Below are 26,109 nucleotides of genomic sequence, written 5' to 3'. Positions count from 1 at the left end.
GCCGCGCGCGGGGGCCACGGGAGTCCCGACGGAGGTCACCGGGGTCGCGGCGGGGGCCACCGGGGTCCCGACGGGGGTCACTGCCGGAGCACACCGGCTCACTGCCGGAGCAGACCGGCCTCGTTGAGCAGATACGCGGTCATCGGGTCGTAGAAGCGCGGGTCCGTGACATGGTCGTCCAGCGGGACCGTCACCTCCATCGTGCCCTCCGCCTCGGCGATGAAGAGCGCGGGGTCGTTGCAGTCCGCGTATCCGACCGAGTCCAGCCCGCGCTGGGCCGCGCATCCCGCCCAGCCGTGGTCGGCGACCACCAGGTCCGGCAGTGGTCTGCCCTCGCTCTCCAGAGCGTCCAGGATCGCGCGCATGGGCTCCGGCGAATGGGTGTGCCAGAGGGTCGCGCCGCGCTCCAGCATCGCCACATCGGCGAACTGGAAGACCATGCCCTCGTCGGCGGTGAGTCCGCCGGGGATCCGGATGATCTCGCAGCCCGCGGCGCGCAGCCCGTCCGCGGTCTGCCGGTGCACATCGAGCAGTCCGCCCGGGTGGCCGGTCGCGAACAGCACGCGCTCCCTGGCCAGGACGGCCTTGCGCAGCCGGGCGGCCATCCGCTCCAGGGCGCCGACGGTCAGTTCGGGGTCGATGGTGTCCTGGCCGACCCGGTGCTCGGGGTCGTCGCTGACGCCGCACCGCTCGGCCATCACGGCGAGAACGTCCTGCTCATCGGTCCAGCGGTCACCCAGCTCCAGGCCCAGCCAGTAGTGGCGGTCACCGTTGGCGAGCTTGCGGTAGTGGGAGAGGTTGTTGTCGCGGGGGGTGGCCACGTCTCCGGCGATACGGGTCCGGACGAGGTGGTCGACAAGAGCGGCGCGGCTGGGTATCGGCATGAGCCCATTGTGCCGTCAGGCGTGCGCCCCGCGCCGGATGTCCCGGACCCCGGACCGCTCACCGGACCGCCCCCCGGACGGCCACGTACGGCCACGTTCGGCCACTGACGGCCACGAACGGCCCTGAACCGGCCCCGGACCCGCCCGGAACGTTCCCGCGCCCCCGTCCACGAATGGCCTACGGGGGTCCCCGCCGGCCGTCGCATCGCCCGGCGGGTCCCCGTCGGCCGTCACACCGCCCCCTGCACCGCGCCCTCGTCGCCCAGTGCCGCGAAGGCCCCGTGGGCGAGCCGGCGCAGCAGGGACTCCGTCGCCGCCCGCCCCGGCAGACCGCCGCCGTACGAACCGAGGTGCGGCGTCGAGTTCAGCAGCCCGAAGACGGCGTGGACCGCGCCGCGCGCCTGGGCCTCGGGCACGTGCGGGTACAGCTTCCGTACGACCTCGACCCACAGCTCCACGTACTGCCGCTGGAGCTGGCGCACCAGCTTGCGGTCGCTGTCCCTGAGCCGGTCCAGTTCCCGGTCGTGCAGGGTGATCAGCGGGCGGTCGTCGAGGGCGAAGTCGATGTGCCCGTCGATCAGCGAGGCCAGCACGGTGGCCGGGTCCCCGTCCTCCCCCGCCCCGCGCACCCGCAGCCTGCCGCCGTCCAGCAGCCGTCCGCTGATGCCGACGAGCAGTTCGGCGAGCATCGCGTCCTTGCCCGCGAAGTGGCGGTACAGACCGGGGCCGCTGATACCGACGGCCGCCCCTATCTCGTCGACGCCGACCCCGTGGAAGCCACGCTCGGCGAACAGGCGCGCGGCGTGCTTGAGGATCTGCTCGCGGCGGGTCGGGGCGGCGGTCCTGGTGCTCATGGGAAATCATTCTAGACAGGGCTGTTAGCGGTCGTTAACCTTATGGCAACAACGTTAACGGTCACTAACCCGACGGGCCCAGCGAGGGAGCTACGAGCGATGCAGCAGGCACCGGTGCTGGCGAGCGCCGCGGATCCGGCCGCCGAGTCCTGGCGGATCAACGAGGCGGCGCACGAGGAGCTGGCGGCCGGTCTGCGCACCCGGCTCGCGGCGGCCCGGCTCGGCGGCGGCGAGAAGGCCCGCGCCCGGCACACGGCGCGCGGGAAGCTGCTGCCGCGCGACCGGGTGGACACCCTGCTCGACCCCGGCTCGCCCTTTCTGGAGCTGGCGCCGCTCGCGGCCGAGGGGATGTACGGGGGCGCGGCCCCGGCCGCCGGGGTGATCGCCGGGATCGGCCGGGTCAGCGGCCGTGAGGTGGTGATCGTCGCCAATGACGCCACGGTCAAGGGCGGCACGTATTACCCGATGACGGTGAAGAAGCATCTCCGCGCCCAGGAGGTGGCCCTGGAGAACCGGCTGCCGTGTCTGTATCTGGTGGACTCCGGCGGCGCCTTCCTGCCCATGCAGGACGAGGTCTTCCCCGACCGCGACCACTTCGGACGGATCTTCTACAACCAGGCCAGGATGTCCGGCGCGGGCATCCCGCAGATCGCGGCGGTGCTCGGGTCCTGCACGGCGGGCGGCGCGTATGTCCCGGCGATGAGCGACGAAGCGGTGATCGTGCGCGGCCAGGGCACGATCTTCCTGGGCGGACCGCCCCTGGTGAAGGCGGCCACGGGCGAGGTGGTCACGGCCGAGGAGCTGGGCGGCGGCGAGGTCCACTCCCGGGTCTCCGGCGTCACCGACCATCTCGCGGAGGACGACGCGCACGCGCTGCGGATCGTCCGCACCATCGTCTCCACCCTGCCCGCGCGGGGCGCGCTCCCCTGGTCCGTCGAGCCGGTCGAGGAACCCAAGGCGGATCCCGCCGGGCTGTACGGAGCGGTGCCGGTGGACTCCCGTACGCCCTACGACGTCCGCGAGGTGATCGCGCGGCTGGTGGACGGCTCGCGGTTCGCCGAGTTCAAGGCCGAGTTCGGCACGACCCTGGTGACGGGGTTCGCGCGGATCCACGGCCATCCGGTCGGGATCGTCGCCAACAACGGCATCCTGTTCTCCGAATCCGCCCAGAAGGGCGCGCACTTCATCGAGCTGTGCGACCAGCGCGGCATCCCGCTGCTCTTCCTCCAGAACATCTCCGGCTTCATGGTCGGCAGGGACTACGAGGCGGGCGGGATCGCCAAGCACGGCGCGAAGATGGTGACGGCCGTGGCCTGCGCGCGGGTGCCGAAGCTGACGGTCGTGATCGGCGGTTCGTACGGCGCGGGCAACTACTCGATGTGCGGGCGGGCCTACTCCCCCCGCTTCCTGTGGATGTGGCCCAACGCCAAGATCTCGGTCATGGGCGGTGAGCAGGCCGCGTCCGTGCTGGCGACCGTCAAGCGCGACCAGATCGAGGGGCGCGGCGAGGAGTGGCCGGCCGAGGACGAGGAATCGTTCAAGTCGCCCGTCCGCGCGCAGTACGAGACCCAGGGCAACGCCTACTACGCGACGGCGCGCCTGTGGGACGACGGTGTGATCGACCCGCTGGAGACCCGGCAGGTGGTGGGTCTGGCCCTGACCGCGTGTGCCAACGCCCCGCTGCCCCCGAGGGACAGCGCGGCGCAGGGCTTCGGCGTCTTCCGGATGTGAGGGTGGGAATGTTCGACACGGTTCTGATCGCCAACCGCGGCGAGATCGCGGTGCGTGTCATCCGTACCCTGCGGGGTCTGGGGGTGCGCTCGGTGGCGGTCTTCAGCGACGCGGACGCGGACGCCCGGCATGTGCGGGAGGCCGACACGGCGGTGCGCATCGGTCCGGCCGCCGCGTCCGAGAGCTATCTCTCCGTCGACCGGCTGCTGGCCGCTGCGGCCCGTACGGGGGCGCAGGCGGTCCATCCGGGGTACGGCTTCCTCGCGGAGAACGAGGCCTTCGCGCGGGCCTGCGCGGACGCGGGGCTGGTGTTCATCGGGCCGCCCGCCTCCGCCATCGAGCTGATGGGCGACAAGATCCGCGCCAAGGAGACGGTACGGGCGGCGGGGGTCCCGGTGGTGCCCGGCTCCTCGGGCAGCGGTCTGACCGACGCCGAACTGGCCGCGGCGGCGGCCGGGATCGGTATGCCGGTGCTGCTCAAGCCCTCGGCGGGCGGCGGCGGCAAGGGCATGCGTCTGGTGCGTTCGGAGTCCCTGCTCGCGGAGGAGATCGCGGCGGCCCGGCGGGAGGCGCGCTCCTCCTTCGGGGACGACACGCTGCTGGTGGAGCGCTGGGTGGACCGGCCCCGCCATATCGAGATCCAGGTCCTGGCGGACGGCCATGGCCATGTGGTGCATCTCGGCGAGCGCGAGTGCTCGCTCCAGCGCCGCCATCAGAAGATCATCGAGGAGGCGCCGTCCGTCCTGCTGGACGAGGCGACCCGGGCGGCGATGGGTGAGGCTGCCGTCCAGGCGGCGCGCTCGTGCGGGTACACGGGCGCGGGAACGGTCGAGTTCATCGTGCCGGGCCGCGATCCCGCCTCGTACTTCTTCATGGAGATGAACACCCGCCTCCAGGTGGAGCACCCGGTCACGGAGCTGATCACGGGCCTCGATCTGGTCGAGTGGCAGCTACGGGTCGCCGCCGGGGAGGAACTGCCCTTCGCCCAGGCCGACATCACCCTCACCGGCCACGCGGTGGAGGCCCGGGTCTGCGCGGAGGACCCCGCGCGGGGGTTCCTGCCCACCGGCGGTACGGTCCTGGCGCTGCGCGAGCCGCGGGGCGACGGCGTACGGACGGACTCGGGCCTCTCCGAGGGCTCGGACGTCGGCAGCGCCTACGACCCGATGCTCTCCAAGGTCATCGCCCACGGGCCCGACCGCCCCGCCGCCCTGCGCGCGCTCCGGGCGGCCCTCGCCGGGACGGTCACCCTGGGCGTCCCCACGAACGCCGGCTTCCTGCGCCGTCTCCTCGCCCATCCCCCGGTGGTCGCGGGCGATCTGGACACGGGCCTGGTGGAACGGGACGTGGCGTCGCTGCTCCCCGACGGGGTCCCGCAGGAGGTCTACGCGGCGGCGGCGCTGCTGCGCCACAGGGCCCTGGCACCGCGTGCGGGCGACATCGAACCCGGCGGGACCGACGGAACCAACGACACCGGCGGCGCCCCCGGGACCGGCGGTACCGGTGCCGGGGGCGCACCGGGCGCGGCGTCCCCGGCCGGGACAGGGGCCTCCGGCCCCGGCGGCTGGACCGACCCCTTCTCCGTCCCCAGCGGCTGGCGCCTCGGCGGCGAGCCCGCCTGGACGGCGCACCCCCTGCGCGTAGCGGGCCAGGACCCCGTGACGGTCCGGCTGCGGGGAGCGGCCGGCGCCGCGCGGCTGCTGTTCGACGGCGGTGGGCACACCGGGGCGTCCGGCGCGGTGGCCTCCGGCCCGGCACCGTCTCCCGCGACGGCCCCGGTCGCGACGGCCCCCGCGGCGGACCCAGTCGCGACGGCCTCCGTCGCGGCCCGTGTCGTGCGCGCCGACGCGGCGCGGGTCACCGTCGAGTGCGACGGCGTCACCCACACCTTCGCCCATGCCCGGAGCCCGGAGGGCGTCTGGCTCGGCAGGGACGGGGAGAGCTGGCATGTGGTGGACTTCGACCCCGTCGAGGCCGCCCTGCGCGGGGCCGGCGCGGCGGCCGGGGCGGACGCGCTGACCGCGCCCATGCCGGGCACCGTCACCGTGGTCAAGGTGGGCGTCGGGGACGAGGTGGCCGCCGGGCAGAGTCTGCTCGTCGTCGAGGCGATGAAGATGGAGCACGTCATCTCCGCCCCGCACGCGGGCACCGTCACCGAGCTGGATGTCACGCCCGGCTCCACCGTCGCCATGGACCAGATCCTGGCGGTCGTGACCCCGGCCGCCGCGCCCGACAACATGCCCGACACCGCGCCCGACCGCACGCCCGGCACCACGCCCGACAGCACGCCCGGCACCGCGCCGTCCCGGGGGCAGGGTCCCGTGGCGGGTCCCGCGCCCTCCGTCTCCGTGCCGGACACGGCCCGGGGCACCACCGTTCCCCAGGAGGAGTCATGACCGACGGACTGCCGATGGCCGTCCCGGTGGAGGGGCTGCCGCCCCGGGTGCGGATCCATGAGGTGGGCGCCCGCGACGGGCTCCAGAACGAGAAGGCGGTCGTACCGACCGAGGTCAAGGCGGAGTTCATCCACCGGCTGGTCCACGCCGGGCTGACCACCGTCGAGGCCACCAGTTTCGTACGCCCGGAGTGGGTGCCCCAGCTCGCCGACGCCGAGGAGCTGTTCCCCCTGCTCGGCGATCTTGACCCGGAGATCGCACTCCCCGTCCTCGTGCCGAACGCCCGCGGTCTCGACCGGGCCATGGCCCTCGGCGCCCGCCGTGTCGCCGTGTTCGGCAGCGCCACCGAGTCCTTCGCCCAGGCCAATCTCAACCGTACGGTCGACGAGTCGCTGGCCATGTTCGCACCGGTCGTCGAGCGGGCCCGCGCGGACAGGATGCATGTCCGGGGCTATCTCTCCATGTGCTTCGGCGATCCCTGGGAGGGCCCCGTCCCCGTCCACCAGGTCGTCCGGGTGGCCAAGGCCCTGCTGGACCTGGGCTGCGACGAACTGAGCCTCGGCGACACCATCGGCGTCGCCACCCCCGGCCATGTGCGCACGCTCCTCGCGGAGCTGAACGAGGAGGGCGTGCCGACCGATGTCCTCGGGGTGCACTTCCACGACACCTACGGGCAGGCGCTCGCCAATACCCTCGCCGCGCTCCAGCACGGTGTGACCACGGTGGACTCCTCGGCGGGCGGCCTCGGCGGCTGCCCGTACGCGAAGAGCGCCACCGGAAACCTCGCCACCGAAGATCTCGTGTGGATGCTCGACGGCCTCGGTGTCGCAACCGGCGTCGATCTCGGCCGGCTCACCGCCACCAGCGTCTGGCTGGCCGAACGGCTGGGCCGCCCCAGCCCCTCCCGTACCGTCCGAGCCCTCTCCCACAAGGAGTGACGCACCCATGTCCCTGGACCACCGGCTCTCCGCCGAGCACGAAGAACTGCGCCGCACCGTCGAGGAGTTCGCCCACGACGTCGTGGCGCCCAAGATCGGCGACTTCTACGAGCGGCACGAGTTCCCGTACGAGATCGTCCGTGAGATGGGGCGGATGGGCCTGTTCGGCCTGCCCTTCCCCGAGGAGTACGGCGGTATGGGCGGGGACTATCTCGCGCTCGGTATCGCGCTGGAGGAGCTGGCCCGTGTCGACTCCTCCGTGGCGATCACCCTGGAGGCCGGCGTCTCGCTCGGTGCCATGCCCCTCCATCTCTTCGGTACGGAGGAGCAGAAGCGGGAGTGGCTCCCCGGTCTGTGCGCGGGCGAGGTGCTCGGCGCGTTCGGCCTGACCGAGCCGGAGTGCGGTTCCGACGCGGGCGGCACCCGCACCACCGCCGTGCGCGACGGCGACTCCTGGGTGATCAACGGCAGCAAGTGCTTCATCACCAACTCCGGGACGGACATCACCGGTCTGGTCACGGTCACGGCCGTCACCGGCCGCAAGGAGGACGGCCGGCCGGAGATCTCCTCGATCATCGTCCCGTCCGGCACCCCCGGTTTCACGGTCGCCGCGCCCTACTCCAAGGTCGGCTGGAACGCCTCGGACACCCGTGAGCTGTCCTTCTCGGACGTCCGGGTCCCGCTGGCGAATCTGCTCGGCGAGGAGGGCCGGGGATACGCCCAGTTCCTCCGCATCCTCGACGAGGGCCGGATCGCGATCTCCGCGCTGGCGACCGGTCTCGCCCAGGGGTGTGTGGACGAGTCGGTGGCGTACGCGAAGCAGCGGCACGCGTTCGGCCGGCCGATCGGCGCCAACCAGGCCATCCAGTTCAAGCTCGCGGACATGGAGATGCGCGCGCACATGGCGCGGATCGGCTGGCGGGACGCGGCCTCCCGGCTCGTCCACGGTGAGCCGTTCAAGAAGGAGGCGGCGCTGGCGAAGCTGTACTCCTCGACGGTCGCCGTCGACAACGCCCGCGAGGCCACCCAGATCCATGGCGGCTACGGCTTCATGAACGAGTATCCGGTGGCCAGGATGTGGCGCGACTCCAAGATCCTGGAGATCGGCGAGGGCACCAGCGAGGTCCAGCGGATGCTGATCGCACGGGAGTTGGGCCTGACGGGCTGAGCCGGCGCCCCCGAGGACGGCGCGACGGGCGCGGCCGGCGGGGCAGGAGGAATCCCGCGTACGGGCGGGGCGGGCCGGGGCCCCGGGAATTGATCACTAAGGTTAGGCTAACCTTCCTTTAACTGATCCATCAGCCGGACCCCGGCACGCAGGAAAGCGGACCCGTCATGCCCCGAGCCCGAACATCCCCCCTCACCCGTCGCGGACTCCTGGCCGCCGGCGGCGCCGTCGGACTGGCCGCCGCGCTCGCCGCCTGCGGCGACGGCGGTGCCGACGACGCGAAGGACGGCTCGGGTGCCACCGGCGAGGACGCCGGTACGGCGGGCCCCTGGACGTTCGAGGACGACCGGGGCCTGACCTCGAAGGCCGACGGCACCCCCAGGAACATCGTGGCCTTCACCGGCACGGCCGCCGCGCTGTACGACTACGGCGTCGAGGTGAAGGGCGTCTTCGGCCCCACGAGGACGAAGGACGGCGGGCCCGATGTCCAGGCGGGCGACCTCGACATCGACAAGGTCGAGATACTCGGCAATGTCTGGGGCGAGTTCAATGTGGAGAAGTACGCGGCCCTCAGGCCCGATCTGCTGGTCACGGCGATGTGGATCAAGGACGCCCTCTGGTATGTGCCGGACCAGTCCAAGGACAAGATCGTCAAGCTGAACCCGAATGTCGTGGCCCTCTGGGCCGCCGAGACCACCATCCCCAAGGCGATCCAGCGCCACGCCGAGCTGGCCGAGTCCCTGGGCGCCGATCTCAGGGCCCCGAAGGTCACGCAGGCCAAGGCGCGCTTCGAGAAGGCCGCGGCGCGGCTGCGCCGGGCCGCCAGATCGAAGCCCGATCTCAAGGTGCTGATCGCCTCGGCCAGCCAGGACCTCTTCTACATATCCCTCGCGAAGATGTCCGCCGACACGCTCTACTTCCAGGAGCTGGGCGTGCGGTTCATCGAGCCCGAGGTGAACTCGGGCGGCTTCTTCGAGGAGCTGAGCTGGGAGAACGCCGGCAAGTACCACGCGGACATCATCATGATGGACAACCGCACCTCGGCCCTCCAGCCCGACGCCCTGACGTCCCGTCCGACCTGGGCGCGGCTGCCCGCCGTGAAGGCGGGCCAGGTCATCCCGCGCACCACCGAGCCGATCTTCTCGTACGACAAGTGCGCCCCGATCCTGGAGGATCTGGCCGAGGCCATCGAGAACGCGAAGAAGGCCGGCTGACCCTCAGGACGAGGGCGGGGGCCCGCCCCGTCGTGTTCCCTTCCCCTCCGGGCCGTACGGGCGCGGCGGGTGCCGGGGCGGTGATGGCCCCGGCACCCACCGCGCGTGGGTCCGTCAGTCGGCCGGCCAGGGCACCAGCGGCGAGCGGTAGTAGTCGATCCCGAGCGCCGTCATACGCGGTCCCTGCGCCGCCAGTCGGACCTTGTACGTGTCCCAGTCGTGTGTGGCCGCCGGGGACCAGCCCAGTTCCGCGACACCGAGCAGCCGGGGGAACGCCATGAACTCCAGCTGGTCGCTGGTCGCCAGGGTCTCCGTCCAGAGCGGGGCCTCGATACCGAGCACCGCGTCCGCGGGCACGCCCGCGTCCGCGAGATAGGTCGCCGGATCCCAGTCGTACGACCGGTCCACCTCGGTGTACCCGGCCCAGGACTGGCCCAGGACGGTGCTTCTGTCGTACTTCATGTCGAGGTACACCCGGTCCGCCGGGGAGAGGATCAGCCCGGTGCCCCGCGCGGCCGCCGCCGCGACCTGCGCGCGCTCGGCGGCGCCCGTGGCGTCGTACCCCCAGTACTGGGCGACGGCTCCCGCGACCGGTGTGGCGCCGGTGAGCTGATGCCAGCCGACGACGGTCTTGCCGTGGGCGCGCACCGCGGCCTGGGCCCGGTCCATGAAGGCGACGTAGTCGGCATGGCTGGTGGCGTGCGCCTCGTCGCCGCCGATGTGCAGATATCTGCCCGGGGTCAGCGCAGCCAGCTCACGGACCACATCGTCCACGAAGTCGTACGTCACCTCCTTGTTCACGCACAGGGAGCTGAAGCCGACGCTTGTGCCCGTGTAGAGCGGGGGCGCGACGCCGTCGCAGTTCAGTTCGGCGTACGAGGCGAGCGCCGCGTTGGTGTGGCCCGGCATGTCGATCTCCGGGATCACCTCCAGCTCGCGGGAGGTCGCGTACCGGACCAGATCGCGGTACTGAGCCTTGGTGTAGTACCCGCCGGGACCACCGCCGACCTGGGTGGAACCGCCGTAGGTGGCCAGCCGCGGCCAGGAGTCGACGGCGATCCGCCAGCCCTGGTCGTCCGACAGGTGCAGATGCAGCTTGTTGATCTTGTAGAGCGCCAACTGGTCGATATAGAGCTTGACCTGATCGGGCGTCAGGAAGTGGCGCGAAACATCGAGCATCGCGCCCCGGTACGCGTAGCGCGGGGTGTCCGTGATGGTGCCGCCCGCGACCGTCCAGGGGCCCCGCTGTCCGCTCCGCTTCTCCACGGCGGCCGGGAGCAACTGGCGCAGCGTCTGGACGCCGTGGAAGAGCCCGGCGGACTCACGGGCGGTGATCGTGACGCCGGCGCGCCCGGACTCCAGCCGGTAGCCCTCCGCGCCCAGGCTACGGTCGCCCGCGCCGAGCCGCAGCAGGATCCCGCCCCGCGCGCCCCGGTCGGTGACCGGCAGGGCGTAGCCGGTGGAGGGGCGGAGCACCCCGGCCAGATAGGAGCCGATCCGCCGCGCCTCGCGGGCGTCGTCGCGCGAGCGGCCGTCGACGAGGATGCGGGTCGCCGCGGTGAGGGTGTACGGCGAGCCGCCCGGCCGTACGCGCTGCGGCGCGGGCACGATCCGGTCCAGCGGACGCGCGGCGGATCCGGGCGCGGAGCCCGCTCCGCCCCGTTCGGGCGCGGCGGCGCCGGGGGCCAGGGCCGGGGCCGTGGGCGCGGCTCTGCTCACGGCCGGGGCCGCGGCCGCGACGCCGGAGACACCGGCCGCCGTGACGAGCAGCAGCGAACCGAACAGCCGGGGTAGCGCTCTGGGCAGTCTCACAAGGTTGTCCCTTCGACGGGGTACTCACCTGCGGTGCGGAGCAAGGAACTCCCCAGGCGCGGCCGGGGCGGCCTGGGCGGCCGCAGGAGGCGCGGAAAGCCCCCCGGAAGCCGGGACGCCGTGGGAGAACCCTCCCCATGGGACCCGTACGCCCCACCGGCGGTCAAGGTGTAGACCAATTTCCACCCTCCTGATGGAAGAATCCCCGCATGGCGGAAATAATCCAGAAGGACGGCACCTGGATCTTCGACGGGGAGACCGTCCGCATCGTTCCCGGCAAGGACAGGGGTGTGGGTCTGCTCCGCGGGACGCTCGGTGAGATCACCGTGCCCCTGGGGGCGTTGGCCGGGATCTCCTTGGAGGCGGGACGGAAATCCGGGCGGCTGCGGCTGCGCCTGCGGGACGGCGCCGACCCGCTGCTCCAGCTCACCGCCGGGAGGCTGGAGGACGGCAGCGACCCGTACCGGCTGACCGTGGAGAACGACCGCTCGGGGGTCGCGGAGTATCTCGTGGACGAGGTGCGCAACGCCCTGCTGCTGGACGGGGTGGAGTCCGGCCCCGTCGACCGCTTCCTGCTGCGAGGGCCCGCCGTGCCGATCACCGTGAGCGCGGGCGACGGGACCGTCTTCTTCGACGGGGAGCGGATCAGGCTGGAGTGGAACTGGAAGACCGAGGAGTCCAAGTCCTCGGGCGGTGCCAGATCCCTGGAGCTGGGCGATCTGGAGTCGGTCGAGTGGCGGTCGGCCGCGGGGCTGGAGAACGGCTTTCTGCGCTTCCGGGTGGCCAGGAGTCCGGCGTCCGTACCGGCGAAGTACGACCCGCACGCGGTGGAGCTGTGGGGGTTCAAGAAGGACCCGCTGATGGCGCTGGCCGGGGCCGCCGTGGTGGCGCGGCTGCCGCATCCGTACGCGGCGGCGTCCTCGGCGTCCGCCCCGGCCGGCCCGGCCCCGGGCCCGGCCCTGGCCACGACCCCCTTATCCGCCCCGGCCCCGGCGGACGCCGCGGGACCGGCCGGCGGTGACGACCCGGACGCGCTGCTGCGCAGGCTGCGGGAGCTGGGTGAGCTGCATCAGGCGGGGATCCTCACGGCCGAGGAGTTCGCCACCGCCAAACAGGCCGTCCTGAAGCGGCTCTGAGACCCGGCCCGGCGGCCCGGGATGGCACCCCCCGTCCTCGCCGTTTCGGTAATTCTTCCCCCTTTCGGCCCTCGACAGGGCCGACTCCTGCCCGATTCCGGGCAGATTTGTTGCGAACGCCCTCCCGTACCCGCACTATCGATCCGTGCTGGAACGCCGCGCGTCGTACGACGACCTCATCGACCATCTCGTCCGCAGCACCGCGCTCCAGCGCGGTGAGGCGGCCCGGGTGGTGCTCGACGTGCTGGCGTACTTCGACGAGACGACCGAGGAGTTCGTCCGCCGCCGCCACCGGGAGATGCAGTCCGGCGGCGGAACCAACGCGGAGATCTTCGAGCGGATCGCGGCCGAGCTGCCGCACCGGGCGGTGGCGCCGCCGGAGCTGTCGCTCCGGCAGTTGCGCCGCATCGTCTACGGCTGAAGTGATCCACGGTTCAACCGATCAGGAGGGGCAGAGACCGTATGTGCGGAATCGTCGGATACATCGGCAAGCGCGATGTGGCACCACTGCTGCTGGAGGGCCTTCAGCGGCTGGAGTACCGCGGATACGACTCGGCGGGGGTGGTCGTCACCGGCAAACCCGCCGCGGGCAAGGCCGCCACGCTGAAGATGGTCAAGGCCAAGGGACGGGTCCGTGATCTGGAGGCCCGCGTGCCCAAGCGCTTCGCGGGCACCACCGGTATCGCGCACACCCGCTGGGCCACGCATGGCTCACCGAGCGACGAGAACGCGCATCCGCACATGGACGCCGAGGGCAAGGTCGCGCTCGTCCACAACGGCATCATCGACAACGCCACCGAGCTGCGGGTGAAGCTGGAGGCGGACGGGGTGGTGTTCCTCTCCGAGACGGACACCGAGGTGATGACCCACCTCATCGCCCGCTCCCAGGCCCCGACCCTGGAGGAGAAGGTCCGCCAGGCGCTCAAGCTCATCGAGGGCACCTACGGCATCGCCGTCCTGCACGCCGACTTCCCGGACCGTATCGTCGTCGCGCGCAACGGCTCCCCGGTCGTCCTCGGCATCGGCGAGAAGGAGATGTTCGTCGCCTCGGACGTGGCGGCCCTCGTCTCGCACACCCGCCAGGTCGTCACCCTCGACGACGGCGAGATGGCCACCCTCAAGGCCGACGACTTCCGCACGTACACGACCGAGGGGTCCCGTACCTCGGCCACGCCGACCACCGTGGAGTGGGAGGCCGAGTCGTACGACATGGGCGGCCACGACACGTATATGCACAAGGAGATCTCGGAGCAGCCCGACGCCGTGGACCGGGTGCTGCGCGGCCGGATCGACGACCGGTTCTCCACCGTGCACCTCGGCGGCCTCAACCTGGACGCCCGTGAGGCCCGCGGGGTGCGCCGGATCAAGATCCTGGGCTGTGGCACCTCGTACCACGCGGGTCTCATCGGCGCGCAGCTCATCGAGGAGCTGGCGCGGATCCCCGCGGACGCCGAGCCCGCCTCCGAGTTCCGTTACCGCAATCCCGTGGTGGACCCGGACACGCTGTACATCGCGGTGTCCCAGTCCGGCGAGACGTACGACGTGCTGGCCGCGGTGCAGGAGCTGAAGCGCAAGGGCGCGCGGGTGCTGGGCGTGGTCAATGTCGTGGGCTCGGCGATCGCCCGGGAGACCGACGGCGGTGTGTATGTGCACGCGGGCCCGGAGGTCTGTGTCGTCTCCACCAAGTGCTTCACCAACACCGTGGTCGCCTTCGCGCTGCTGGCCCTGCACCTCGGCCGGATCCGCGATCTGTCGGTCGCGGACGGCAAGCGGATCATCGAGGGGCTGCGCAGGCTGCCCGCGCAGATCTCCGAGATCCTGGAGACGGAGGAGGACATCGCGAAGCTGGCGGCCCAGTACGCGGAGTCCGCCTCGATGATGTTCATCGGCAGGGTGCGCGGCTATCCGGTGGCGCTGGAGGCCTCCCTGAAGCTCAAGGAGATCTCCTACATCCACGCCGAGGCCTACCCCGCCTCGGAGCTGAAGCACGGCCCGCTGGCGCTGATCGAACCGGCGCTGCCGACGGTCGCGATCGTCCCGGACGACGATCTGCTGGAGAAGAACCGCGCGGCGCTGGAGGAGATCAAGGCGCGCAGCGGGCCGATCCTGGCGGTGGCGCACCAGCCGCAGGAGAAGGCCGACCACACGATCGTGGTGCCGAAGAACGAGACGGAGCTGGACCCGATCCTGCTGGGGATCCCGCTCCAGCTTCTGGCGTACCACACGGCGCTGGCGCTCGGCCGGGACATCGACAAGCCCCGCAACCTCGCGAAGTCCGTCACCGTCGAGTGACCCGGCGCCGGGGCCGGTGACCCGCACCCGCGCGGAAGCCGGGGGCCGGTGACCCGCACCCGCGCGGAAGCCGGGGGCCGGTGACCCGCACCCGCGCGGAAGCCGGAGCCCTCGGCGGGACCGCCCCTGACCCGGGCCCGGCCGGCACCCCGGGCCCGGGGTGCGAGAGCGCCCCCAGCGCATGCCGCCCGGCGCGCTGGGGGCGCTCTCCGGAGGGGCCGGCGGCTGCCCGGTCGCCGGCCCGCGGCTGCCTCAGCCGGTGGCCGTCACCCCCCGGCCGGCAGCGTGACGGCGCGGCAGCGCGCTCGGCCAGTTGGCGAGCGCGGCGGTCGCTCCGTACCAGGCGGCGAGCCCCGCCAGGGCGGCCACCCAGCCGCCGGCCTTGGCGAGCACCGAGCTGTCGGCGAACTGCCCGACGGCGAGCAGCAGCAGTGCGGCGCAGAGCAGTCCGTACGTGCCCTGGAGCAGCGGCCCCGCGCCCGCCGCGCCCAGGGTGAGGCTGAGCGCCAGCAGCGCCCACAGGAGGAGGAAGAGGCCGGCCGCGTCGGCGGAGACCTGCTCGCCGACGCCCGTCCCCCAGGTGAACCAGAAGGCTCCGAGGCCCGCGAAGGCCGTACCGGTGAACGCGTCGCCCGCCCGGAGCGCGAGCAGTCCGGCGGCGAAGAGCGCGACACCTCCGACATACAGCGCGAGCGTGACGGCGTCGGCCGCCGTCACTCCGTCGATCACGGCGGTGTGGCCGATACCGAAGGCGAGCAGGGTGAGTCCGAGCGCGAGATGGCCGAGAACCGAAGTCGAAGTGGTGCTTCCCGCAGAGACGTCGTTGTCCACGGCGGGCTCCCTTCATGGAGGTGCGGGTGTGCTGTGTCCCAGCGACCGGTATGTACCCTTCACAAGCGCACAATTCACCTCTGCGCGTGAGTAAATTCACGGTGGGCGCACGGGAGTTGACACATATTCAGACGGTGTGGGGCTCGGCGGGCGGCAGGTGCGCGAATCCGTCAGGGAATGACCACGACGGGCCGCTGCGCACGGCGCGCGAGCCGGCCCGCCACCGAGCCGAAGATCCGTCCGACGATGCCGTGGGTGGAGCCGACGACGATCGCGTCGGCGGAGTACTCCTCGCCCACCTCTTCGAGCTCGTGGCAGATGTCCCCGCCGCGCTCGACCAGGATCCAGGGCACCTCGGCGAGATAGTCGGCGCAGGCCAGCTCCAGGCCGAGCACCTCGGTGCGGTGGTCCGGCACATCCACGAAGACCGGGGGCTCACAGCCCGCCCAGACGGTGGTCGGGAGCCGGTTGGCGACATGGACGATGATCAGGCCGGAGCCCAGCCGTTTGGCCATGCCGATGGCGTACGCGAGCGCCCGCTCGCTGGAGGTCGAGCCGTCGAAGCCGACCACCACCCCGTGCCGGAAGGCGGGATCACAGGAGGCGCGCGTCTGTTCCGCCGCTCGCAGGTCCGACAGAGGGTCGGCCACCTGCTTGCGGTCAGCGGGTTCGGGGATTTCGTGACCAGCCATGGCGTCTCGGCGAAAGAGGTCCTCTTGGGAAGGGACAACGATGGTCGTGGCGGGAGTCGTGCTGGGCGGGGCCGTGTCCGGGAATCATCTTCCCAATCCGTACCCATCAGGGTACGGCGACACTCATGTGATGCCCAGAGCCCGCCGCCCCACACGCGGCGTTCCAGGGAGCATGCACGAGGGCGCCCAGGATCGCAATGCCGAATGCCCCCTACAGTTGTCCGAGGAGTGACCGGAGGGTTCCGCTCCTCGTTGGCCATCGGTCATCTCGTCGCCTCCAGGGAGCTTCCGTGCCCGCATCACCGACCGCTCAGGCCACTCCGGACGCTCCGCACCACACCGCGCGGGAGGCTCTCCAGGAGAGCCCGGCGGCGGGCGGGTCGGACACCGGCGGCGGCGGGCCCGCCGCACCCCTCGCCGGGGCCCGCGCGGCACGGGCCGCGGAAGTGGCGGCCGGGCCGCCCGCGCACCGCGCGGCGGGGCGGGCCACCGGACGGTCCGGCGGGCCGTACGGCGTTCCGTACGGGGAGCCCGCCGCGGACACCGCGCGGACGCCCTCGGGGGACCCGGCGGGCGAGCTGGTCCGCTGGGCGACGCTGGGCTGTCTGCTGGTCCCGGTGGTCCTCGCCGGGTACGGAACGTCCTTCGGCGGCACGGTCGTCACGACGCTCGGCCTCGCCGCGGTGACGGCGGTCTGCCGGCTGCCGCTGCGGCGCCCCCGGCCCGCCGGGCGCTCCGGGCGCCCCGCGGCACAACCACGGTCGGCGCGGGGGAAGATGGGGGCACGGCCGGGGCCGGGCGCGCGAACGCGGACGCGGGCGAAGGCGGTCGGCCGGACGGGCACGGGACGGCGGGCGTGCGGCCGAGCGAGGAACGGGGTAAGGATGTACGGAACGTACGGAACGTCCGGAAGCCGACGGTCCTCGGGCGGTTGGGGGGCGCGTCGAAGCTCACGCGCGCGCGAGGGTGGTGCGCCGGGAGATTGAACGGTTCGCACAGACACACCCATCGCTTTTCAGCCAACTTCACACCGGTGGAGAACCCTTGGCGAAATGGCCTGCCAACCCCCTTGCCACCAGGGAAGAAAGGACCGACCCGGTCCTCCGCACCCTACGGGGACGGGCCATGCACGCGAGGCCCACTTCCACTCTCGGCTCCCGAGTGGAACGCTTCGTGATCGAATGCTTCGCGCCAAGTTGCCTTGTCGACATAGCGCCGGATGGAGAACTTGTCACGCCGGCACCACGGGACGCAGTAGATTCGATCATGAGTATCGAAGGCTGGGGACCCGTGCAAAACCGAGGGGAATCGTGCAGGAGCGAGAGGCCCGACAAGAACGGGGAGACGCGAACACCGAGGGGGGCTTAGCGCCATGAGCCAGGACTCCACTGCCGCACCGGAGTCAGCACGGAAGCTTTCCGGGCGTCGCCGCCGGGAAGTCGTCGCCGTGCTGCTCTTCAGTGGTGGCCCCATCTTCGAGAGCTCGATCCCGCTCTCGGTGTTCGGAATCGACCGCCAGGACGCCGGGGTTCCCCGCTACCGCCTGCTCGTGTGTGCCGGGGAGGACGGACCGCTGCGCACCACCGGCGGGCTCGAACTCAGCGCGCCGTACGGCCTGGAGGCGATCAGCAGGGCGGGCACCGTGGTCGTGCCGGCATGGCGGTCGATCACATCGCCGCCACCACCGGAGGCGCTGGACGCGCTGCGCCGGGCTCATGAGGAGGGCGCGAGAATCGTCGGTCTGTGCACCGGCGCGTTCGTGCTCGCCGCGGCCGGACTGCTGGACGGCCGGCCCGCCACCACCCACTGGATGTACGCGCCGACGCTGGCCAAGCGCTATCCGTCGGTGCACGTGGATCCGCGTGAGCTGTTCGTCGACGACGGCGATGTGCTGACGTCGGCGGGCACGGCGGCCGGAATCGATCTGTGTCTGCATATAGTCCGGACGGACCACGGCGCCGAGGCCGCGGGCGCGCTCGCCCGCAGACTGGTCGTACCTCCCCGGCGCAGTGGCGGTCAGGAGCGCTATCTGGACAGGTCTTTACCAGAGGAGATCGGCTCCGACCCGCTCGCCGAGGTCGTGGCCTGGGCGCTGGAGCATCTGCACGAGCAGTTCGACGTGGAGACGCTCGCGGCCCGCGCGTACATGAGCCGCCGTACCTTCGACCGGCGGTTCCGCTCCCTCACCGGAAGCGCGCCGCTCCAGTGGCTGATCACCCAGCGGGTGCTCCAGGCACAGCGGCTGCTGGAGACCTCCGACTACTCCGTCGACGAGGTCGCGGGCCGCTGCGGCTTCCGCTCCCCGGTGGCGCTGCGGGGCCACTTCCGGCGCCAGCTCGGCTCCTCCCCCGCGGCCTACCGGTCCGCCTACCGGGCCAGGCGCCCGCAGGGCGAGCCGATGACGCCGGGGGTCATGGAGTCGGTCGTACCGGCGCAGGCCTCCCCGCACTCCCGGCGGGCGGCCGCCGCGGCCGGTGTGCCGGGCCAGGCGGCGGCGTCGGCGGCGGTGCAGGACGGCAAACCGAGTTCCGACATGTACGCAACAGGTCTGGGCCGTCCGAGTCTGCCCGGCCAGCGGAGCGCCCCGTAGGGTGAGGCGTATGAACGACCGCATGGTGTGGATCGACTGCGAGATGACCGGGCTCTCGCTGGCGGACGACGCACTCATCGAGGTGGCCGCGCTGGTCACCGACTCGGAGCTGAACGTGCTCGGTGAAGGGGTGGACATCGTGATCCGCCCGCCGGACGCGGCGCTGGAGACCATGCCCGAGGTGGTGCGGCAGATGCACACCGCCTCGGGCCTCCTCGACGAGCTGGCGGGCGGTACGACGCTGGCCGCCGCCGAGGAGCAGGTCCTCGCGTATGTACGCGACCATGTCAAGGAGCCGGGCAAGGCTCCGCTGTGCGGGAACACGGTCGGTACCGACCGTGGCTTCCTGCTGCGCGACATGCCGACGCTGGAGAGCTATCTCCACTACCGCATCGTGGATGTCTCCTCGGTCAAGGAGCTGGCCCGCCGCTGGTACCCGCGGGCCTACTTCAACAGCCCGGAGAAGGCCGGCAACCACCGCGCGCTCGCCGACATCCGCGAGTCCATCGCGGAACTGCGTTACTACCGTGAGGCGGTCTTCGTCCCGGCGCCGGGACCGGACTCCGACACGGCCAAGCAGATCGCGGCGAAGCACGTGCTCCGCACTCCGTAGCCGCGCCGCGGGCCACCCCCGCACCCCGGGGGCGGCCCCCGCCGCCCCGGCACGAATGCAGGCGCGAGCACCCTCGCGGACCCTGTACACTTTTCCTCGGCCGGTCGGAAACGACCGGTCGTGGTGGGTATAGCTCAGCTGGTAGAGCACCTGGTTGTGGTCCAGGATGTCGCGGGTTCGAGTCCCGTTACTCACCCTGAACGATCAAGGCCCGGCCTGCGGGAAGCAGGCCGGGCCTTTGTCGTGCTCCGCGCCGCACCGGGTTTTCGCGCCGCGCCGGGTGTCCGCACCGGGTGTCCGCGCCGGGTGTCCGCACCGCTCCGGCGGACGCGCCGCCGGACGGGGCCCGGGGTCAGGAGGAGGCCCGGACGACGAGCCGGGTGGGGAGCACGATCCGGGGCGGGGGTGTCCGGCCCGGCGCCGGGCGGGTCGCGATCTCGGTCAGGACCAGCCGGGCCATCGCACGGCCCATCTCCTCGATCGGCTGGCGGACGCTGGTCAGGGGCGGGTCCATATGGCGTGCGGTCGCCGAGTCGTCGAAGCCGACCAGGGCCACATCGTCCGGGACGCGGCGGCCGGCGGCGCGCAGGGCCTGGCGGGCGCCCGCCGCCATGACGTCGGAGGCGGCGAAGACCGCGTCCAGATCCGGGCGGCGGGCCAGCAGCTCGCCCATCGCGCGGCGTCCGCCGTCCTCGGTGAAGTCCCCCACGGCCGTCAGCCGCCCGTCCGGGGCGTGTCCGGCCTCCGCGAGGGCCCGGCGGTAGCCGTCGAGGCGGCAGGCCGCGCCGTACACCTCCAGGCGGCCGGTGACGGTCGCGACGGTACGGCGGCCCCGGGCCAGAAGATGGGCGACGGCCGCACGGGCGCCCTCGGTGTTGTCCGAGTCGACCGCGGGCAGCGGTTCGGCGGCCGAACGCCGGCCGCTGATGACCGTCGGGACGCCGAGCCCGGCCAGCAGCTCCGGCAGCGGATCGTCCGCGTGGACCGAGACCAGCAGCGCCCCGTCGGCGCGGTGCGCCGCCAGATACCGCGCGAGCCGCCGGCGCTCACGGGCGCCGCCCGCGAAGGTGAGCAGCAGTTGCATCCCCGTCTCCGCGAGGACCTCACCGACGCCGCTGACGATGTCCGAGAAGTACGGCTCGGTGAAGAACCGGGTCTCGGGCTCGGGCACCACCAGGGCGATCGCGTCGGCCCGGTTGGCGGCGAGCGCGCGGGCCGCGCGGTTCGGTACGTACCCCAGCTCCGCGACCGCCGCCTCCACCGCCGCCCTCGTCCGCTCGCTGACCCTCGGGGAGCCGTTGATCACCCGGGAGACCGTGCCGCGGCCGACCCCGGCCCGTACGGCCACCTCTTCGAGCGTGGGCGGTCTGCCGCCGCGCGCCCGCGCCCCGCCCGTCCCCCGGGCCTCCCGAGACGCCATCTCCGCCCTCCCCCACCGACCCGCCGTCCGCGCGGCACCCGTCCCGGCCCCGCTCCCCCGAAGTAATTCGACAAACCCAACAAACGGATAAACGAGCCACCTCGCGCCGCCCGGTCCCTTGACACCCCTACGGGGACCCGCGACGCTTCAACACATCACACATGGGAGCGCTCCCACGGTACCTGACCCATACAAGCCCCGCACGTATCCCGACCGCACCGGCCCCCGCCCAACCGCCGAGCTGCACAGAGCAGTTGGCCGGAGCCCGGTACGTCGGTGCATTAGGAGGACGTAATGCGCACACGTACTCGCTCGCCCCGCCGGGCGGTGGTCCTCGCGGCCGTCGCCGCGCTGGCCGCCGGAGTCCTGGCCGGCTGCGCGGAGGACACCGACGACCCCTCCGGCAGCGCCCCGGGCGGCGGTGAGGGCGGCAAGGGCAAGACCACGATCACGGTGGGGGTCTTCGGCGCCTTCGGTCTCAAGGAGGCCGGACTCTACGACCAGTACATGAAGCTCAACAAGGACGTGGTCATCAAGCAGACCTCCATCGAGCGCAACGAGAACTACTACCCGCAGCTTCTCACCCACCTCGGCAGCGGCAGCGGACTCGCCGACATCCAGGCCGTCGAGGTCAACAACATCGCGGAGATCACCGCCACACAGGGCGACAAGCTGGTCGACCTCGGCACGGCCGACGGCGTACAGAAGGACAGCTTCCTGCCGTGGAAGTGGTCGCAGGCCACCACCAGCGCCGGCAAGACCGTCGGACTCGGCACCGACATCGGCCCGCAGGGCATCTGTTACCGCAAGGACCTGTTCGCCCAGGCGGGCCTGCCCACCGACCGGGAGGCGGTCGGCAAGCTGTGGGCCGGCGACTGGCGCAAGTACCTCGACGCCGGAAAGCGGTTCAAGGCCAAGGCGCCCGAGGGCACGGCCTTCGTGGACTCGGCGAGCGGTGTGATGGCCGCCATCACCGGCTCCAACGCCAACCGTTTCTACGACAAGGACGGCAAGGTCATCTACAAGACCAACCCGTCCGTGCGCCAGGCCTGGGACACCGCGGCGGAGTTCGCGGGCGCGGGACTGACCGCCAAGCTCCAGCAGTTCACCCCCGGCTGGGACCAGGGATTCGCGAACGGCACCTTCGCCACGGTCTCCTGCCCGGCCTGGATGCTGGGCTACATCCAGGACAAGGGCGGTGAGGCGGGCAAGGGCAAGTGGGACGTGGCCGCCGCGCCCAAGCCCAGCAACTGGGGCGGCTCCTTCCTGGTGGTGCCCGAGGCGAGCAAGAACAAGGAGGCCGCGGCCAAGCTCGTCGCCTGGCTGACCGCACCCGAACAGCAGGCCACGCTCTTCGCCGAGCGTGGCAGCTTCCCCAGCTCCCAGGCCGCGTACGCGCTGCCGGCCGTCTCCGGCGCCAAGCACGAGTACTTCGACAACGCCCCCATCGGTGAGATCTTCTCCGCGGCCGCCAAGGGCGTACCGGTCCAGATCGTCGGGCCGAAGGACCTGATCATCGCGCAGAACCTGGCCGACATCGGCATGCTCCAGGTCGACCAGAAGGGCACGTCCTCCAAGGACGGCTGGAACGCCGCCGTGAAGGCGATCGACAACGCGCTGGACCAGTGACCGATGCCCAGTGACGCACGTGCCGCCGCGCCCTCCGAGGAGGAGGGCGCGGCCCCGGCGCCGGACCCGGCCGTCACGGACGGCGGGCCGGCGGCGGGGCCCGCCGGGGGCCGCGACCGGACCCCCGGCACCTCTTCCGGAACCCACCCCGACCCACCGCGTGAGGAACGCCGCGAGCAGCGCGAGGAGCGGCGCCGGGAGCGGCGCAGCCGCTGGTACCGCCGCGATGTGCGATGGAGTCCGTACGCCTTCGTCGCCCCGTTCTTCGTCTTCTTCATGGCCTTCGGGCTCTTCCCGCTGCTCTACACCGGCTGGGCCTCGCTGCACCGCGTGGAGCTGACCGCGCCCACCGACATGGAGTGGGTGGGACTGCGCAACTTCTCCCGGCTGCTCGGCGACGAGTTCTTCTGGAACGCGCTCCAGAACACCGTCACCATCGGGGTGCTCTCCACGGTCCCGCAGCTTCTGATCGCGCTCGGCATCGCCCATCTGCTCAACTACCGGCTGCGCGGCTCGATGTTCTTCCGGGTCGCCGTACTCACCCCGTACGCCACCTCGGTGGCCGCCGCGACGCTGGTCTTCGTCCTGCTGTTCGGCCGTGACTACGGAATGATCAACTGGCTGCTCGGGCTGGCCGGGTTCGACGCCGTCGACTGGCAGAACGGCACCTGGACCTCGCAGCTCGCGGTCTCCACGATCGTCATCTGGCGGTGGACCGGCTACAACGCGCTGATCTATCTGGCGGCGATGCAGGCCATCCCCAACGATCTGTACGAGTCCGCGGCCCTGGACGGGGCCTCGCGCTGGCAGCAGTTCATCCATGTGACCGTGCCCTCGCTGCGCCCGACGATCCTGTTCACCTGTGTGGTCTCGACGATCGGCGCGACCCAGCTCTTCGGTGAGCCGCTGCTCTTCAACGGCGGCGCGGGCGCGACCGGCGGGGCCAGTCACCAGTTCCAGACGCTCGGGCTCTATCTGTACGAACAGGGCTGGGTGAATCTCCACCTCGGCCGGGCCTCGGCGATCGCCTGGACGATGTTCCTGATCCTGCTGATCATCGGTGCGGTGAACTGGGCCATCGGCCGCCGTCTCCGCAAGAGCGCGTAGGGGCACCCATGTCCACGACATCACAGACACTCACGGATCCGCGGACACCCTCCGGCCCCGGGCCGGGCGCCGGACCGCGCCGCTCACGGCCGAAGAGGGGCGGCGCGGGCCGGCAGCTCCACGGCGGCCGGATCACCTACGCCGTACTGATCCTGTTCACCGCCGGCTCGCTCTTCCCGCTGGTGTGGACGGCGATCGCGGCCTCCCGCAACAACACCAGGCTCGCGCAGACCCCGCCGCCGTTCTGGTTCGGCGGAAACCTCTTCAAGAATCTGGAGATCGCCTGGACCGACGCCAATATGGGCACGGCCCTGCTCAACACGACGGTGGTCGCGGGCGCGATCGCGGCGGGCACGGTGCTCTTCTCCACGCTCGCCGGTTTCGCCTTCGCCAAGCTGCGCTTCCGGTTCCAGAATCTGCTTCTGCTGCTGGTGATCGGCACGATGATGGTGCCGCCGCAGCTCAGCGTCGTACCGCTGTACATGCTGATCGCCGAGCTGTCCTGGACCGACCAGCTCCAGTCCGTCATCCTGCCCACCCTGGTCAGCGCCTTCGGGGTGTTCTTCATGCGGCAGTATCTGATCGGGGCGCTGCCCACCGAGCTGATCGAGGCCGCCCGGGTGGACGGCGCGAGCAGTTGGCGGGTGGTGTGGCACGTGGTCTTCCCGGCCGCGCGGCCCGCGATGGCCGTGCTGGGGATGCTGACCTTCGTGATGGCCTGGAACGACTTCTTCTGGCCGATCATCGCGCTCACCCAGAACGGCAATCCGACCGTGCAGGTGGCGCTGACCGGGCTCGGCCGCGGCTATATCCCCGACCAGTCGGTGATCATGGCCGGGGCGCTGCTGGGCACGCTGCCGCTGCTGCTCGCCTTCGTGATCTTCGGCAGACATATCGTCGGCGGGATCATGCAGGGCGCGGTCAAGGGCTGAGCGCCGGTCGCCCGGCGCGCCGGGCGTCGTCGCGCCACGGGCCGTCACCCGCCGTCGTCGCACGACGGGCCGTCATGCCGGCCCGTGGTGACGGGGGTGACGGCCCGCCGGTCCGTGCCCCGGCCCGGCGGGGGCGGGCCGCCACCCCCGGCCCGCGCCCGGCCTCCCTCGCGGGCCGCCGCCCGTCCCGCGCCCCGCACCCCCGCACCTCATCACTACGGTCTACGGGAGCTGCTCCATGTCCGACACCTTTCCGCCCGGCTTCCTGTGGGGCACCGCCACCGCCGCGTACCAGATCGAGGGCGCGGCCCGGGAGGACGGGCGCACACCGTCCATCTGGGACACCTTCAGCCATACGCCCGGCAAGGTCGCGCAGGGCCATACCGGCGACATCGCCGTCGACCACTTCCACCGCAGGGCCGAGGACGTCCGGCTGATGGCGGGCCTGGGGGTGAACGCGTACCGCTTCTCCGTCTCCTGGCCGCGCGTCCAGCCCACCGGGCGCGGCCCCGCCGTCCAGCGCGGTCTCGACTTCTACCGCGCCCTGGTCGACGATCTGCTCGGCCACGGCATCGAGCCCGTCCTCACCCTCTACCACTGGGATCTGCCGCAGGAGCTGGAGGCGGCGGGCGGCTGGCCCCGGCGTGAGACGGCGTACCGCTTCGCGGAGTACGCGCGGCAGGTCGGCGAGGCCCTCGGTGACCGCGTCGCGCGCTGGACGACCCTCAACGAGCCCTGGTGCAGCGCCTTTCTGGGGTACGCCTCCGGGGCGCACGCCCCGGGCCGTACGAACCCGGCGGCGGCCCTGCGCGCCGCGCACCATCTCAGCCTCGGCCACGGCCTGGCCGCGCAGGCGCTGCGCTCCGTGCTCCCGGCGGGCCGCCGGCTCTCGGTGAGCCTCAACCCGTCGGCCGTACGGGCCCGTACCCGCTCGCCCGAGGACCTGGACGCACAGCGCCGTATCGACGCGCTCGCGAACCGGATCTTCACCGGTCCGATGCTGGAGGGCGCGTACCCCGAGGATCTCTTCGCGGACACCGCGCGGATCACCGACTGGTCCTTCGTCCGCGCCACGGACCCGGCCACGATCCGGCAGCCGCTGGACTCGCTGGGCATCAACTACTACGCGCCCACGGTGGTCTCGGCCGCCACGGACGCGTTCGCGGGCCGTCATGACGGCCACGGCGAGGGCGGTCACTCCCCCTGGCCCGGCGCCGACTCCGTCGCCTTCCACCGGCCGCCCGGCGAACTGACCGAGATGGGCTGGCCGGTCGATCCGAGCGGGCTGTACGACCTGCTGCTGCGGTACACGCGCGAGGCGCCGGGGCTGCCGCTGATGGTCACCGAGAACGGCGCGGCGTACCCGGACAGACCCGGCGCCGACGGCACGGTCCACGACCCGGACCGGATCCGCTATCTGCACGGCCATCTCGCGGCGGTGCGGCGGGCGATCGACGACGGGGCCGATGTCCGCGGCTACTTCCTCTGGTCGCTGCTGGACAACTTCGAGTGGGCGCACGGCTACGGCAAGCGCTTCGGCGCGGTGCACGTGGACTACGAGACCCAGCGCCGTACGCCGAAGTCGAGCGCGCTCTGGTACGCCCGGCTGGCCGGTACGGGTGTGCTGCCGGAGGTTCCGGTCGGCTGACGGGGGCCCTGGCCGGCCGACGGGGGCCCCGGCCGGTTGTGGGGGATCCGGCCGGGGCGGAGGGGGGTGGCTGGTGGGGCAGCCATGACAGGCACGCTAGCCGCCCCGGCACGGACAAAGGGGCCGTACCGGACAGGGGCCGTGGTTCTTAGGGCACGCTTAAGGAACGCATCGGAGCGGATTAAAGGTCGGGCCCGCCGCCGGGCCGGCGCCCGCCCCGCC

At 72.1% G+C, this 26,109-nt stretch carries 20 protein-coding genes, 1 tRNA gene and 1 pseudogene; 16 read left to right on the top strand and 6 right to left on the bottom strand.

The genetic code is table 11. The features are described 5' to 3' along the window. Positions 1–98 precede the first annotated feature (98 nt). Positions 99–884, bottom strand: coding sequence for a phosphatase (locus ACFYYH_RS06730; protein ID WP_388546809.1), 786 nt, complete (start codon positions 882–884; stop codon positions 99–101). A 230-nt stretch (positions 885–1,114) separates the two neighbouring features. After that, positions 1,115–1,738 (bottom strand): TetR/AcrR family transcriptional regulator, encoded by a 624-nt coding sequence (locus ACFYYH_RS06725; RefSeq protein WP_388546807.1) that lies wholly within the window; start codon positions 1,736–1,738, stop codon positions 1,115–1,117. Between the two features lie 99 nt (positions 1,739–1,837). Here ACFYYH_RS06725 and ACFYYH_RS06720 point away from each other — a divergent pair, with 99 nt between their 5' ends. The 5 genes and pseudogenes from ACFYYH_RS06720 to ACFYYH_RS06700 all read left to right on the top strand — a co-directional run bounded on the left by ACFYYH_RS06720 (position 1,838) and on the right by ACFYYH_RS06700 (position 9,185). Next, positions 1,838–3,469, top strand: coding sequence for a carboxyl transferase domain-containing protein (locus ACFYYH_RS06720; protein WP_388546804.1), 1,632 nt, complete (start codon positions 1,838–1,840; stop codon positions 3,467–3,469). Positions 3,470–3,477: 8 nt separating this feature from the next. Beyond that, positions 3,478–5,694, top strand: a pseudogene (locus ACFYYH_RS06715) (acetyl/propionyl/methylcrotonyl-CoA carboxylase subunit alpha); the annotation flags it as partial. Positions 5,695–5,861: 167 nt separating this feature from the next. Beyond that, positions 5,862–6,803 carry a hydroxymethylglutaryl-CoA lyase gene (locus tag ACFYYH_RS06710; RefSeq protein WP_388546801.1) on the top strand — a complete coding sequence of 314 codons (942 nt, stop codon included), beginning with the start codon at positions 5,862–5,864 and terminating at the stop codon, positions 6,801–6,803. 7 nt (positions 6,804–6,810) lie between these two features. Then, positions 6,811–7,971, top strand: a complete 1,161-nt coding sequence (locus tag ACFYYH_RS06705) for an acyl-CoA dehydrogenase family protein (protein ID WP_388546798.1) — start codon at positions 6,811–6,813, stop codon at positions 7,969–7,971. A gap of 167 nt (positions 7,972–8,138) precedes the next feature. Next, positions 8,139–9,185, top strand: coding sequence for an ABC transporter substrate-binding protein (locus ACFYYH_RS06700; RefSeq protein ID WP_388546795.1), 1,047 nt, complete (start codon positions 8,139–8,141; stop codon positions 9,183–9,185). A 114-nt stretch (positions 9,186–9,299) separates the two neighbouring features. Here the strand turns inward: ACFYYH_RS06700 and ACFYYH_RS06695 are convergent, their stop codons facing one another. Then, positions 9,300–10,997: a beta-N-acetylhexosaminidase gene (locus ACFYYH_RS06695; protein WP_388546792.1), complete on the bottom strand. Its 1,698-nt coding sequence runs from the start codon at positions 10,995–10,997 to the stop codon at positions 9,300–9,302. 209 nt (positions 10,998–11,206) lie between these two features. On the opposite strand from ACFYYH_RS06695, the gene ACFYYH_RS06690 reads away from it, so the two are divergent. From ACFYYH_RS06690 to glmS, 3 genes are all read left to right on the top strand, one after another. Further along, positions 11,207–12,133, top strand: coding sequence for a DUF4429 domain-containing protein (locus ACFYYH_RS06690; RefSeq protein WP_388546789.1), 927 nt, complete (start codon positions 11,207–11,209; stop codon positions 12,131–12,133). Between the two features lie 145 nt (positions 12,134–12,278). Next, positions 12,279–12,554: a hypothetical protein gene (locus tag ACFYYH_RS06685; RefSeq protein WP_388546786.1), complete on the top strand. Its 276-nt coding sequence runs from the start codon at positions 12,279–12,281 to the stop codon at positions 12,552–12,554. Positions 12,555–12,595: 41 nt separating this feature from the next. Further along, complete coding sequence (gene glmS / locus ACFYYH_RS06680; RefSeq protein WP_388546784.1) at positions 12,596–14,425, top strand: glutamine--fructose-6-phosphate transaminase (isomerizing); 1,830 nt, start codon at positions 12,596–12,598, stop codon at positions 14,423–14,425. A 252-nt stretch (positions 14,426–14,677) separates the two neighbouring features. On the opposite strand, the gene ACFYYH_RS06675 is transcribed toward glmS, so the two are convergent. Together ACFYYH_RS06675 and ACFYYH_RS06670 are read right to left on the bottom strand one after the other, a co-directional pair. Beyond that, positions 14,678–15,256 (bottom strand): acetate uptake transporter, encoded by a 579-nt coding sequence (locus ACFYYH_RS06675; RefSeq protein ID WP_388546781.1) that lies wholly within the window; start codon positions 15,254–15,256, stop codon positions 14,678–14,680. 170 nt (positions 15,257–15,426) lie between these two features. Further along, positions 15,427–15,948 carry a universal stress protein gene (locus ACFYYH_RS06670; protein WP_388546780.1) on the bottom strand — a complete coding sequence of 174 codons (522 nt, stop codon included), beginning with the start codon at positions 15,946–15,948 and terminating at the stop codon, positions 15,427–15,429. 290 nt (positions 15,949–16,238) lie between these two features. Here ACFYYH_RS06670 and ACFYYH_RS06665 point away from each other — a divergent pair, with 290 nt between their 5' ends. The 4 genes from ACFYYH_RS06665 to ACFYYH_RS06650 all read left to right on the top strand — a co-directional run bounded on the left by ACFYYH_RS06665 (position 16,239) and on the right by ACFYYH_RS06650 (position 19,347). Beyond that, entirely contained in the window at positions 16,239–16,934 is a 696-nt protein-coding gene (locus tag ACFYYH_RS06665) for a hypothetical protein (protein WP_388546777.1), read from the top strand. 386 nt (positions 16,935–17,320) lie between these two features. Beyond that, the gene (locus ACFYYH_RS06660; RefSeq protein ID WP_388546774.1) at positions 17,321–18,538 is read left to right on the top strand and encodes a GlxA family transcriptional regulator; all 1,218 of its coding nucleotides are present in this window, start codon (positions 17,321–17,323) and stop codon (positions 18,536–18,538) included. Between the two features lie 10 nt (positions 18,539–18,548). Further along, the gene (gene orn, locus ACFYYH_RS06655) at positions 18,549–19,151 is read left to right on the top strand and encodes an oligoribonuclease (protein ID WP_388546771.1); all 603 of its coding nucleotides are present in this window, start codon (positions 18,549–18,551) and stop codon (positions 19,149–19,151) included. 123 nt (positions 19,152–19,274) lie between these two features. Beyond that, positions 19,275–19,347: transfer RNA gene (locus ACFYYH_RS06650), tRNA-His, on the top strand. Between the two features lie 156 nt (positions 19,348–19,503). Here ACFYYH_RS06650 and ACFYYH_RS06645 read toward each other — a convergent pair. Then, positions 19,504–20,571: a LacI family DNA-binding transcriptional regulator gene (locus ACFYYH_RS06645; protein ID WP_388546767.1), complete on the bottom strand. Its 1,068-nt coding sequence runs from the start codon at positions 20,569–20,571 to the stop codon at positions 19,504–19,506. A gap of 294 nt (positions 20,572–20,865) precedes the next feature. Here ACFYYH_RS06645 and ACFYYH_RS06640 point away from each other — a divergent pair, with 294 nt between their 5' ends. The 4 genes from ACFYYH_RS06640 (at position 20,866) to ACFYYH_RS06625 (ending at position 25,887) form a co-directional block, all read left to right on the top strand. Further along, positions 20,866–22,200, top strand: a complete 1,335-nt coding sequence (locus ACFYYH_RS06640) for an extracellular solute-binding protein (protein WP_388546764.1) — start codon at positions 20,866–20,868, stop codon at positions 22,198–22,200. Positions 22,201–22,203: 3 nt separating this feature from the next. After that, a complete protein-coding gene (locus ACFYYH_RS06635; RefSeq protein WP_388546762.1) occupies positions 22,204–23,307 on the top strand; it encodes a carbohydrate ABC transporter permease in 1,104 nt (367 codons plus the stop codon). Between the two features lie 8 nt (positions 23,308–23,315). Further along, positions 23,316–24,239, top strand: a complete 924-nt coding sequence (locus ACFYYH_RS06630; RefSeq protein ID WP_388546759.1) for a carbohydrate ABC transporter permease — start codon at positions 23,316–23,318, stop codon at positions 24,237–24,239. Between the two features lie 238 nt (positions 24,240–24,477). Next, positions 24,478–25,887: a GH1 family beta-glucosidase gene (locus ACFYYH_RS06625; protein WP_388546757.1), complete on the top strand. Its 1,410-nt coding sequence runs from the start codon at positions 24,478–24,480 to the stop codon at positions 25,885–25,887. Positions 25,888–26,109: the final 222 nt, after the last annotated feature.

The sequence above is a fragment of the Streptomyces sp. NPDC002018 genome (assembly GCF_042890865.1).
GTDB lineage: Bacteria > Actinomycetota > Actinomycetes > Streptomycetales > Streptomycetaceae > Streptomyces.
Note: the sequence above shows the minus strand (reverse complement) of the source record. Positions and strands in the feature narration are given on the sequence as shown.